Here is an 11583-nt window from a genome sequence, read left to right as displayed (position 1 = left end):
GATGTGCATCATCAACGGGCAGTTGCGCCCGGTGCTGGTGCGCGACCGCAGCATCGCGAGCGCGGTCCCGGCCGCCGAGAAGGCCGACCGCGGCAATCCCGGACACATCGCCGCGCCGTTCGCCGGGGTGGTCACCGTGTCGGTGTCCGAGGGGGACAAGGTCAGCGCCGGGCAGACCATCGCCACCATCGAGGCGATGAAGATGGAAGCCCCGATCACCGCCCCGAAAGACGGTGTGGTGCAGCGGGTCGCGGTGTCGAGCACCGCGCAGGTGGAGGGCGGCGATCTGCTGGTGGTGCTGAGCTGACCCGAATCATCGGCGGCGTCGCCGGGGGCCGGCGCATCGCGGTGCCCCCGCGGGGGACCCGGCCGACCACCGACCGGGTGCGCGAGGCGCTCTTCAACATCGTGACCGCACGCCGGGATCTGACCGGCCTGGCGGTGCTGGACCTCTACGCCGGCTCGGGCGCACTCGGGCTCGAGGCGCTGTCGCGCGGGGCGGCGTCGGCGCTGTTCGTCGAGTCCGATCAGCGCACCGCGGCCGTGATCGAGCGCAACATCGAGACCCTGGGCCTGACCGGTGCGACGCTGCGCCGTGGCGTGGTGGGTACTGTTCTGGCACAGGGGAGTTCGTCGCCGGCGGATCTCGTCTTGGCCGATCCGCCCTACGACATCGACACCGCCGACGTCAATGCCGTCCTGGCCGATCTGACCAGGCACGGCTGGGTGCGGGAGGGCACCATCGCGGTGGTGGAACGCGCGGTGGGCAGCGCGCCGTTGACCTGGCCGGCCTGCTGGCGTCCGTGGGAGTCGCGCGGGTACGGCGACACCCGGTTGGAGCTGGCCGAGCGGGGCTAGGCGCCCTGCTACGGTCAGGACTCATGACCGGCGCCGTATGCCCCGGGTCCTTCGACCCTGTGACGTTGGGTCATGTCGACGTGTTCGAACGCTGCTGTGCCCAGTTCGACGAGGTGGTGGTGGCGATCCTGGTCAACCCCGCCAAGAAGGGCATGTTCGACCTCGACGAGCGGATCGCGATGATCGAGGAGTCCACGACGCACCTGCCCAACCTACGAGTGGAGGCGGGACAGGGTCTGGTGGTCGACTTCGTCAGGGCGCGCGGGATGACCGCGATCGTCAAGGGCCTGCGCACCGGCACTGACTTCGAATACGAGCTGCAGATGGCGCAAATGAACAGGCACGTCGCCGGCGTCGACACGTTTTTCGTCGCGACCGCGCCGCGGTATTCGTTCGTGTCGTCATCGCTGGCCAAAGAGGTCGCGATGCTGGGCGGCGACGTGTCGGAGCTGCTGCCCGAGCCGGTGAACCGCCGATTGCGCGAGAGGCTTTCCCGTGGCCAGTGATGCCCAAGCCATCGTCGGCAACTTCGCGAAAGCGATTGTGGAAGAACGGCTCGACGACGCCCGTGGCCTGCCGGATGACGACTTCGTGGTGTACGAAGCCGGCGGGCTGCCGTATTGCGGCGAATATCATGGCCCAGACCGCTTTTTCGAGCTTTTCAGGAAGATGAACGAAGCCATGGAGCTTACGCCGGGCGAGGCAGTCCAGTATCTCCGGGCGGGTGACACCGTTGCGATACGCGGCCGGCTGAAATTCACGTCGCGAGCTTCCGGGGACAGCGTCGAGATGAGTCTTGTCGAAATCTACACGGTCCGAGATGGATTGATCGTGGAGCTCGACGTGTACTACAAGAACCCGTCGGCGGCCGCGGCGCTGCTAGACGTCTAACGCGCGCTTCGGCCCATCGCGGGCGCCCACTCCAATTCTGGAGAAGTTGTTCATCGAGTGGGTTACGGTCCCCGGAAGAAAAGCGATGTTGGCGGGATCGGGGACACCTATGTCGGAGACCGTGTTGAGCGCCCGAGCCGCGCCCCTGGGCGCACAACCCACCCCGCATAACCCGTTCCAAAACACCTTCTAACAACGGATCCCCGGCGGCATCGGACACCCAGGTTTGCCGTGGCCAGGGCCGGGAAACTTCAAACTTGGCTGTCCGTGGCCGCGAATGGTAGGTTCCATGGCTCGGCCGAACCGGGCAAAGCTTTGGACCCGCTGAGGAGGTTGACTTTGGCTGACGGCGAGCTGAATCCGCGCGAGGCGGAACACGTTTTGTGGGATGTGATTGTCGTGGGCACCGGCATGGGGGGCGGGACGCTAGGCTACTGGCTGGCCCGGTCAGGCCGCAGGGTGCTGTTCGTCGAGAAGGGGCGCTCGACACTGCCCGGGGTGCCGGGGACGATTCGCGCTGCGATGCCGGAAGTGGCCGAGCCGCGGGCGGGCCGTTCCGCTGAGGCCTTCTACGACGCCTTGGCGCGAGCCGGGCGCTCAACCGACGAGATCGACGACATCAGCGGGCGCTTCTCGCGGCGGTTTGTGCCGTTCCTCGGCAGCGGTACGGGGGGGTCGTCGGCCCTTTATGGGATGGTCTGCGAGCGATTTTTCGTTCGCGATTTCACTCCCCGGCAGAACTTCCGCGACCCCGGCGATTCCACCGTGCCGGATGTCTGGCCGGTCACCTACGACCAGATGCGGCCCTGGTACGCGGAGGCTGAGAAGCTGCTGGGGGTTCGGGGCCAGCCCGATCCCCTGCGGCCGGAGGCGGCCGAGGTCGATCTGCCCGCGGCGCCGCCGTTTTCGGCGGACAACCAGCCGCTGGTCGACTATCTGGCAGGTCGCGGATTGCATCCTTACCACCTGCCGATGGCTTGTGATTACACCGATGGTTGTGCCACCTGTCAGAGCTATCTCTGTAGCCAGTCGTGCAAAAACGACGCGGCCCGCAATTGCCTGCTGCCCGCCGTTGCCGAGCACGGCGCCCACCTGTTGGCGGAATGTCGGGCCGTGCGCCTAGACGCGGACCGCACCCAGGTCCGCCAAGTGATCTGCGAGAGTCACTTCGGGATGGTGGCCCTGGAGGCCAAGGTGGTGGTGCTGGCGGCCGGTGCGCTAGTCACCCCGATGCTGTTGCTCAATTCCGGTTCGGACGATTGGCCGCGTGGATTGGCCAACGGCTCAGACTGGGTGGGGCGCAACTTGATGCGTCATTTGATTGACGTGATCGCGATCTGGCCGCAACGTGGCTGCAAGACCACGGGTGAAAACAAGGAGATCGGGCTGAACGATTTTTATTTCTGGGAGGGGCAGAAATACGGCACCGTGCAGTCATTCGGCGCGATACCGCCGATGGAGATGGTGACCGGCGGCCCCGGTTGGCAGCCGACTGCGCTGCGTCTGATGAGCCCGGTGGTGCGCCGGGTCTACGAGCGGTTCTCGACCGGCGGGCTGGTGCTGGCCTCGATCATGGAGGACCTGCCCTATTTGGACAACCGCGTGCTGCCATGCGATTGGCCCAGCTCGGACGGCCGCCAGCGGCTGCGGATGCAGTATCGTTTACACGCCAGTGAGATCGAGCGCCGCGCGGTGTTTTTGCGGCAGTTGAAAGAGGTGTTGAAGCCGTTTCGCAAACTCACCCTGCGGAGCGCCAAAAACAACGAGACTATCGCCCACGTCTGCGGCACCTGCCGCTTCGGCACCGATCCCAAAACCAGCGTGCTGGATCCACAAAACCGGGCGCACGAAGTGGATAACCTGTATGTGGTGGACGGCTCGTTCTTCCCTTCCAGCACCGGTTTGAATCCCAGTCTGACGATCGCGGCCAACGCCTTGCGGGTGGCCACCCACGTAAACCAGGTGCATTTTTCCACCTGACGGCCTGTTGAAAAACGCGGGCTTTGGCGAGCGGGCGGTCGAGCAGCAGCCGCGTCCAGCACAGCAGGTCGACGGCGATTGCTGCGGCGGTGATCTAGGCATTGTTGATACCAACGAGTGTGACGGCCATTTGGGCAAGCCATGTCCTTGCCGCTCCGGATGAACCCCTCTGCGCGGGGATGCACTCGTAGGCGGCTTTGAGCCGCAGCGGCTGCCGCCGCCGGTTGCGGTCGCAATGACCTGGTAGCGGTAGCCATCGATCGCTCGAACAGTGACAGCTGTCGGCATTCGTCGATCTCTTCGCGCCTCGCCAGGATCCGCATGCCAGCCGTCGAGCCGGTCGCGCAGCAGCGCGGTCAGCTCGGCCATCTGCGCGCGAATGATGTTGTCACGCAGTTATTTTGCGCGTGGCTGGCGTGGTGTCGGTTTCAGGTGGTGGTGGCGTTGTTGGGCACGACGCTGACGTCGGTGATGGCGGTGCGGCCGACCTGCGAGGTGCGTCCCACTGGGCTTCGTGGCCCCACAGGCCAACAGCCCGCAGCGCACGCCCGCCGCGGAGCCCGTCAAATCAACGCACGCGGATTCTAATCACCATCGAACCCACCGAACAGGTCGCCTAACCAACCCTTACATTGCAACCCCCGGTGCGGGGCTGCCCCCACACGAGACCTCGGATACCCAAGTCACCTATGTTTTCTGCTGTCCGGCCAGCGATGTCAGGGCAGGTCCTCCGGCACGAGGCGCAACACACTGTCCACGTGCTGCGGGAATCCAGCAAAGTCTCGTCCCAAAGCTTCGGCGAGCCGCCGGGCGGCTTGCTGGTACTCGGACCGACCGAGTACCTGATTTACCGCTTCTGCTACCCGCCGAGTGCTGAGCCGCTCAGTTCGCATCAACATCCCCGCGCCGGTCCGCTCGACGGCCTCCATGTGTAGGTGCTGATCCATGTTACTGGCGATCCCGACCACCGGCACCCCAGCCGCCAAGGCCTGTTGCGTCGTCAGGCTACCGCCGTTGCAGACCACAAGGGCCGAGCGCGCCGCGGCGGCCTCGCCCGGCAGGTAGTCCGCCACAAATGCATTGGCCGGCACGTTCTTCCGCTCGCCGCGGCCCGCGGTGGCCGCAATCACCGTCACAGGCAAGTCAGCCAGAGCGTTCAATACCACCTGCAACAAGTTCCGCGGGCCGAACTGCCCAAGGTCGCATAGACAATCGGCCGGTCCGACGGCAGCGAATCCCACCACGCCGGCGGCTCCCCGGCCGGCGACCACAGGACCGGACCCAGATACTGGTGGTTGGCCGGCAGGTCGTACGTCGGCGCCAGCTCTGGCACGTCGGCATACAGCGTATAGTCCCCGTCGGTGAAAATGCGGCACAAATCCCAGCCCAGACTCGGGAACCCATGCTGCCAGCGGACCCTATCAATGGGCGATACAAGCGGAACAGGAGGCCGACCAGCCTGACGCCGAGGAAGTAGCTCCACGGCACGTCCGGCAGCGGAAAGCGGCCGCGGCGGGCGTGGGGACTCCAGTGGCGTTCGCGATGGCGATGTAGGGGATGCCGGCCAGTCGGGCGCTGACGGAGAGCGAAAGACGAAGGTCAGCGACGACCAGATCCGGTGCGATCTCGGCTAGCACCTTCCTGTCCTCCTCGACATACTTCCGCAACGTCCGCGTGGTGTAGAAAAGTCGCAACCGAACCGATTGCTCTTTAGCGAGATGTTCCTCGGTGGGGATGCTGTGGATCGGGTGGTGTGGGAAGGGAAGCGGGCCCAACAGCTTGTTGTACCCCGGTCGCAGGCGAAGTGGACCTCGTAACGGCTTGGGTCGAGCGACCGCGCTAGGACGAACGGCCGAACGATAGGGCCAGGGTCGCTGCCTCCGCGATAAACAGGATCCGCAGCCTGCGGGCGGCAGGCTCAAGTGCGTTCGGTGCGATGCTCATACCCGCGGCTCCCTTCTCGCGTCGCAGGTGGTCGCAGGTGAGCGTTAATCGTTGCGCCCCACCCCGAGTCGAGAGTCTACGTGCGCGATGCGCACTCCGCTGGCGTTTAAGCCTCGGTGAACATGTCTGACCCGATGCCCGACCATCTGCGGAAGTCGGGTCAGAGGAGCCGCAGTCATTTCAATTAACGTCGACAGTTCAATTAACGTCGACAGTGCCCGTGGGGGTGATACGCACCCATCGGGCTACCCGGCGCTTGCAGCAACTGAAAAGACTGGTGCCATCGCGGTCGCCACGACAGTCAACTGTTCAGAAAGGCCGGGCTCCGGCGGATTTCGATGAATTCCGCGTTCATAGCTTCAGTCACCTCGTGTGGGTCCTTAACAGTTCCGTCGTCTGTCAGTACCGAGATGTTGAGCTGATCAACATAACTCGACACGGTGATGAGGAGCCCACTCCAAGCGGCCAACGGCCCCACCATGTAGAAGTCGGTGAGCAGTGCGCCGCCGACCCGGCCATGTTCGGCGAGACCGGGAACGTTCGAGATAGCAACGTTCGAGACCATCAGGTGGGGCATTTTACTTACCGCTTTGCGGCGAAATGCCAACCGGAAAAAAACTTCCAGAGCGACGGGCGTCGTGTAAGTCAACCAGCGGTGGACCAGCTCTGGTCCCCTGAGCTGCTGAATCTCCTTGGCCGAGATGGCGTTCTCGCGGCAGCGTCGTATCCGCTCCAGCGGGTCTTCGAGGTCAACCGGCAGCGCTACCGACATCGTGTCGACGAAATTTCCGGAAATCCGATCCGGGAACAAATCGAGGGCAACCGGGACGGTCGCCAGCAAGGGATCGGCCTTGCCGTCGTAGCGCAAGAGCAACGTGCGCAGCGCACCGGTCGACATGGCCAGCACCAAGTCGTTGATGGTGACCCCAAGGTGCTTGCCGGTCTGTTTGACATCGGCCAACGCCAAGGTGGTGCTGGCGAATCTGCGCTCCGGACTGGTCGCGACGTGGTTCATGAAAGTCGGTGGCGGAACGAACGACCGGCGCAATACCGTTGCAAGCGTGCGCGAGCTGCGGCGCACCCGGGCCACGCCCTGCGCAGTGTAGCTGATTGTCTGCGGGATCTGCCCGGCCTGGCGTAGGTGGTCTGCGAACGCCAAACGCATCAGCTGCCGCTTTGTAGGGACGGGGTCTGGCATCCACGGGCCTCCTTCCGGCCCGGGAGGCAGATCCATGCCGTGGGCCACCAAGTTATTGAGGCTGACCCCGTCGACGAGTGCGTGGTGGATCTTGGTGACCACCGCGATTCGGTTGTCGGCCAGGCCCTCGACGAAGTACATCTCCCACAGTGGGCGGCTGCGGTCAAGCGGAGTGCTGGCGATCTCCCCGATCACCTCGTCCAGCTCGCGACGACCACCTGGAGCGGGCAGCCGCCAAGGCCGGATGTGGTAGGTGAGGTCGACATCGCAATGCTCGCGCCACATCGGATGGTGGAACTTAAACGGGATGTTGACCAGCTGATAGCAAAGAGGCTCAAGCTTGTACAGCCGACCGCGGATAACCCTGCGGAAGGCCTCGATATCGAAGTTTTGACAGTCCTCGTCTAACTCCATGACCCCAACTGCGAGCAGGTGCATGTGGGCATTCGGCATCTCGCTGTAGAGCGTGACGGCATCCGAACCGTTAAGCCATTTCAACGTTGCACCTCGCTCATAAATGGGCTGCCCCGCGATTCCCGGACTGGGGATTTCGCATCCGTTTACCCCGCGAGCTGTGAATTCGGGTACTCGGTGCGGACCTCATGCGGTGTCCGATAGCCAAGCGTAGAATGGATTCCGCTTGATCATAGAACAATTCAATGTAGCGCGTGCGTAGACCCGCGAATGCCAAAGCCCGGGCCGTCAGCCAATTCGAAGCCCTCGGCTGCACCGTCACTCTCACACCACTAGCCAACACCGCATAAGGCCCCCGCGCTCCATGACAACCGGCGAAATCGATCAGCGGGTCACCAGCTCGGGTCACCTCAATTTTCGTATCAGTGTGCACGGTTGGGCGCGTTGATCGTGGCGAGAGCGTCTCGGAGGTCGTCGGGTAGTGGGTCGGCGGCTGTCAGGATCTGTCGGGCCGCCCTGATCTGGACGGTGCGGTAGCAGCGGGTGGTGCGAACGAATTTCTTGATGCTCCAACCGGTTTGATGTTCAACCCAGTGACTGACGGCCAGGGCGGCGAACACGATGCTCAGGTGCGCTTCGATCGATTCCCGCTTGTGGTGAAAGATCGGGCAGGTGCTCGATGTTGCGCGAGCCTCGCCGAAACGACCACACGATCTGCACGCGGTCGCCCCCGAGCTGGTTTTCACCGTCCGCACCTACGCCATCGCCGCACTCTACGAATCCTCGCTAGCCCTCGCTAGCCCATCGCTAGCCCGGTTCTTTCGTACGGGTGATGTGGTGGCCTGACTGGTTTCGGATTGGCTTGTTGATCTTGAATTTTGTGGTTCGGGTTCGTTGAGGCGCCCGGTCAGCGGGTTCTGTCGGGTTCCAAGGCCCGGGGTGAGATTGTCCTTTCGGCTCGTTGTGATGGGTTGGTGCTTGGTCAGTCGGGCTGTAGTCGGGTCAGCGCGGTGGTGAGCAGGGCTGCCCAGGGGGCGTGGGCGGCGAGCCGGAGTCTGGTTCGCCGGGCGTGTCGGGCGATGCGGCCGGCGATCGAAAACAGCCGCAGCCGTGGTCGTTTGGGTTCCCAGCGGCGCGCGTGGTGCCATGCAGTGCCAGTATCTGCAGCCACGCGGTCAGCTCCATGGCCAGTTGCACCAGGGCGCACCAGATCCGGTGTTGGTCGAAGCCGTGCAGTGGAAGTGGTGTGCGGCTCAGCGTTTCGGTAGGCGTCCCGGTTATCACGCGGATTGCCGAGTTGCGGTAGATGCACGTAGCCGATGGCGGCCTGTCGTAGCGTCTCCGCGAGCTTGGTTTTGGATAGGCCCGGCTTGCGAGACAGAGGCGTGAGGCGGACGTCGACGACTATTTCGACACCTGCAGCCGACAAGTCGTGTTTCAGGCGGTCGACTCCTCGACCCACACGGACGACATCCTGTTCGATGATCAGCCCCTCGCCGAGCACCTCGGTGACGTAGTGAGCCGTCGCGCCCACCAGCTCTAGACCGCGTTCTCGCGCCCGCTTGTAAGGGGCCGCGCCGGTAAATGCCGGCAGGAATGAATGATGATGACCACGATCGTCAAGGGCCTGCGCACCGGCACCGACTTCGAATACGAGCTGCAGATGGCGCAAATGAACAGGCACGTCGCCGGCATCGACACGTTTTTCGTCGCGACCGCGCACCGGTATTCGTTCGTGTCGTCGTCGCTGGCCAAAGAGGTCGCGATGCTGGGAGGTGATGTGTCGGAGCTGCTGCCCGAAGCGGTGAACCGCCGATTGTAGGAGAGGCTTTCCCATGACTAGTGACGCAACAGCGATAGTCGAGAAGTTCATGAATATCGCTGCCCGCAAGTCTTTTTCGAGCTTCTCGGGAGGATGACCGAGGCCATGGAGCTCACCTTGGGCTACTCGGTCCAGTACTACAAGGATCCGTCCGCGGTTACGGCGATACTGGCGGGGTAGTCGCAGGTCACCATCCGCATTCGCTTGCGATGTGCTGCGCGCGGTACAGTCCCGAGGCCTTGCCATCCTTCAGCTGCACAGTTTGCCCTTACAGGGTGACGGACACCGGCTGTCCCTGATGACCTCCCGCTCCCGTGTCACCGGTGATGGTGCCGCTGGCGGTGCTGCCCGACACCGACGTCAGCGCGAAGTTTGCGGTGGCCCTGGGTACCGAGGCCATCGCAGAGCTCGGGCAGGTGTCGAAGTCGGCATGCGTGAAGTGGCCGTTGCCATCCGTCGATGACGAGTTGCTGTCGCATTCCCACCCAAGTGTCAGCAGAGGCCGAGAACGAGTCGGCATGGGCCGTCGGGGCCAGTGCAAGTGCCGCGGCGCCGATCGCCAGAAGCGTAAGGCGTTTCATTGTTGTCTTGTCTCGGATGTGTTGGCCGCTCTTTGTTGTCCCGGTCCGCTAGAACGCGTTGGCGGTGCCATTGTTCACGGTCATGCCGTGTCCACTGGCGTCGTTGGTGAAAGTCATGTCGGTGTTGGTCGCGGTTACCGTCCAGCCGATCCAGTGGTAGGTCTGCCCGGGGTTGAGTGGCAGCGGCTGGCCGCCGCTGAGCGAACTCCCCTGGCTCCATCGGAACTGGCCCGATGCGGACACGAAGGCAACTTTTTGGGGCCAACCTGACCCTCCGATGCAGTTAACGCGGTCCGGCTGAATGGCGCAGTGGGGGTACGAGTTGTTGCCGAGTTGCACGGCCTGGGTCGGGGGGTCAGCGGCGGCATGCGGGGCCAGAAACAGCGCGGTCGCGATGCCCGTGAACGCCAGTGCGATCTGCTTCATTGTGCTTTACCTTTCTACGGTTTGTTGAGGGCTTGCCAACGCTGCGGCCGAGGTCTTGGAAGTTTCTTGGAGTGTCACGCCTGATTTTGCCCGCACGCGACCGTCACTCACGCTGAATCTGGAGAACTTGTTCGTCGACTGGATTACGGTCCTTGCAGAAGGGATGTTGGCAGGATCGAGGCCACTCATGTCGGAGACCGTGCTGATTACCGGCGCATTCGGTCTGGTCGGGCCGGACACCGTCAGGCGGTTCGGGGCCGACGGCTGGCGGGTGGTGGCCACGGCCCACCGCAACGCGGACCAAGAATTGCCCCCGAGCGTACGGACCCGATGGACTGACTTGACCGACCCCGGTCAGGTTGAGTCGTTGGTGTCCGAGGTATCACCCGACGTGATCGTGCACCTGGCCGCCATCATCCCGCCATTGATCTACCGTGACCCCAAACTCGCCCGTAAAGTGAACGTCGACGCCACCGCCTCGTTGGTGAATGCCGCCAAAAGGCAACCGAATCCGCCACGCTTCCTGCATGCGTCCAGTGTCGCTGTGTATGGCGCGCGCAATCCTCATCGCTATGACGATCGGATCGGCGAGGGCACGCCGCTTCGGCCGAGCGAGCTGTACGGCGGCCTCAAACTCGAAGCCGAGGAACTTGTGCGGTCGTCGAGCCTGGACTGGGTGGTGTTGCGACTTGGTGGCGTGCTTACCGGCGCCGACCCGTCAGCGATGCCGTTCAGCTCCGACATCGTGTACTTCGGCAGCGCGATCCCGAATGATTGCCGGGTGCACTGTGTCGACACCCGCGACGTCGCGGCGGCGTTTGCGGCGGCCGCGAAGGCGGCGCGGGAGGACATAGTACGGGAGATCCTGTTGATCGCCGGCGACGACTCGTTAATGCTCCGGCAGGGAGAGATTGGGGCGGCCATAGCCGCCGCTCAGGGCATGGTCGGCTTGATGCCAGAGGGGCGGCCCGGCAACCCGAACAACGACGATGACTGGTATCTGAACGATTGGCTGGACGTCACCCGCGCACAGCAGCTGTTGAAGTTCCAGCATCATTCGTGGCCCGACATGCTCGCCGAGATACGCGCGCGGGCCGGCTGGAAGCGCTACCCGATGCGGCTTGTCGCGCCGGTGGCGCGGCAGTTCATGAACCGTCAAGCGGCCTATCGCAAGGCGCCCGGCCAGTACGCGGATGTCTGGGGAGCCCTGCGCGACAGGTTCGGTGAAACAGCGGTGGATATCGCCAAGTCCGAATAGGTGCGCCTACGGGTCGTTTTCGTGGTTGTCGAAGAGGCGTTCGGGGTGGTGGTAGTTGTTGGTGCGGGGTTGGCCGTGGTCGAGGTGTGGTGGTGGGATCCATTCGGTTTGGCCGTTGGGGAGTTTTCGGGTTTTCCAGCCTTTGTCGATGAGTTTGTGGTTGAGCGGGCAGGCGAGTGTGAGGGTGTCGGCGTCGGTGCGGCCGCCGGTG

General features: G+C 63.9%; 9 protein-coding genes and 8 pseudogenes. 8 read left to right on the top strand and 9 right to left on the bottom strand.

The genetic code is table 11. From position 1 onward, the window contains the following. From VML93_RS13925 to VML93_RS13900, 6 genes are all read left to right on the top strand, one after another. Positions 1-307, top strand: a 307-nt coding sequence (locus tag VML93_RS13925; protein ID WP_325611420.1) for a biotin/lipoyl-containing protein, incomplete at its 5' end; no start/stop codon positions are given. Next, a complete protein-coding gene (gene rsmD, locus VML93_RS13920; protein WP_325611422.1) occupies positions 304-858 on the top strand; it encodes a 16S rRNA (guanine(966)-N(2))-methyltransferase RsmD in 555 nt (184 codons plus the stop codon). The genes VML93_RS13925 and rsmD, both read left to right, overlap by 4 nt. A 23-nt stretch (positions 859-881) precedes the next feature. Then, positions 882-1364 carry a pantetheine-phosphate adenylyltransferase gene (coaD, locus tag VML93_RS13915; protein WP_325611419.1) on the top strand — a complete coding sequence of 161 codons (483 nt, stop codon included), beginning with the start codon at positions 882-884 and terminating at the stop codon, positions 1362-1364. Continuing rightward, entirely contained in the window at positions 1354-1749 is a 396-nt protein-coding gene (locus VML93_RS13910) for a nuclear transport factor 2 family protein (RefSeq protein ID WP_325611417.1), read from the top strand. The genes coaD and VML93_RS13910 overlap by 11 nt, the downstream gene beginning before the upstream one ends. A gap of 339 nt (positions 1750-2088) precedes the next feature. Further along, positions 2089-3729 carry a GMC family oxidoreductase gene (locus VML93_RS13905; RefSeq protein ID WP_325611413.1) on the top strand — a complete coding sequence of 547 codons (1641 nt, stop codon included), beginning with the start codon at positions 2089-2091 and terminating at the stop codon, positions 3727-3729. 321 nt (positions 3730-4050) lie between these two features. Beyond that, the gene (locus VML93_RS13900; RefSeq protein ID WP_325611412.1) at positions 4051-4317 is read left to right on the top strand and encodes a hypothetical protein; all 267 of its coding nucleotides are present in this window, start codon (positions 4051-4053) and stop codon (positions 4315-4317) included. Positions 4318-4445: 128 nt separating this feature from the next. Here VML93_RS13900 and VML93_RS13895 read toward each other — a convergent pair. From VML93_RS13895 to VML93_RS13870, 6 pseudogenes are all read right to left on the bottom strand, one after another. Further along, a pseudogene (locus VML93_RS13895) lies at positions 4446-5673 on the bottom strand (nucleotide disphospho-sugar-binding domain-containing protein). Between the two features lie 245 nt (positions 5674-5918). Next, a pseudogene (locus VML93_RS13890) lies at positions 5919-7369 on the bottom strand (WS/DGAT/MGAT family O-acyltransferase). A 338-nt stretch (positions 7370-7707) separates the two neighbouring features. Continuing rightward, positions 7708-7953: pseudogene (locus VML93_RS13885) on the bottom strand (IS1634 family transposase); the annotation flags it as partial. A gap of 314 nt (positions 7954-8267) precedes the next feature. Next, positions 8268-8527, bottom strand: a pseudogene (locus VML93_RS13880) (transposase); the annotation flags it as partial. A 70-nt stretch (positions 8528-8597) separates the two neighbouring features. Continuing rightward, a pseudogene (locus VML93_RS13875) lies at positions 8598-8768 on the bottom strand (DUF488 domain-containing protein); the annotation flags it as partial. Further along, positions 8745-8894 (bottom strand): annotated as a pseudogene (locus VML93_RS13870) (formyltransferase family protein); the annotation flags it as partial. The pseudogenes VML93_RS13870 and VML93_RS13875, both read right to left, overlap by 24 nt. Here VML93_RS13870 and VML93_RS13865 point away from each other — a divergent pair. Further along, positions 8892-9107: pseudogene (locus VML93_RS13865) on the top strand (pantetheine-phosphate adenylyltransferase); the annotation flags it as partial. The pseudogenes VML93_RS13870 and VML93_RS13865 overlap by 3 nt on opposite strands. A 268-nt stretch (positions 9108-9375) precedes the next feature. Here the strand turns inward: VML93_RS13865 and VML93_RS13860 are convergent. Beyond that, positions 9376-9627 carry a hypothetical protein gene (locus tag VML93_RS13860; RefSeq protein ID WP_325611411.1) on the bottom strand — a complete coding sequence of 84 codons (252 nt, stop codon included), beginning with the start codon at positions 9625-9627 and terminating at the stop codon, positions 9376-9378. 109 nt (positions 9628-9736) lie between these two features. Further along, complete coding sequence (locus tag VML93_RS13855) at positions 9737-10114, bottom strand: hypothetical protein (protein WP_325611409.1); 378 nt, start codon at positions 10112-10114, stop codon at positions 9737-9739. Between the two features lie 187 nt (positions 10115-10301). On the opposite strand from VML93_RS13855, the gene VML93_RS13850 reads away from it, so the two are divergent. After that, a complete protein-coding gene (locus VML93_RS13850; protein ID WP_325611407.1) occupies positions 10302-11372 on the top strand; it encodes an NAD(P)-dependent oxidoreductase in 1071 nt (356 codons plus the stop codon). A gap of 6 nt (positions 11373-11378) precedes the next feature. Here VML93_RS13850 and VML93_RS13845 read toward each other — a convergent pair. Continuing rightward, positions 11379-11583 (bottom strand): annotated as a pseudogene (locus tag VML93_RS13845) (HNH endonuclease); the annotation flags it as partial.

The sequence above is a fragment of the Mycobacterium sp. genome (assembly GCF_035499775.1).
GTDB lineage: Bacteria > Actinomycetota > Actinomycetes > Mycobacteriales > Mycobacteriaceae > Mycobacterium.
Note: the sequence above shows the minus strand (reverse complement) of the source record. Positions and strands in the feature narration are given on the sequence as shown.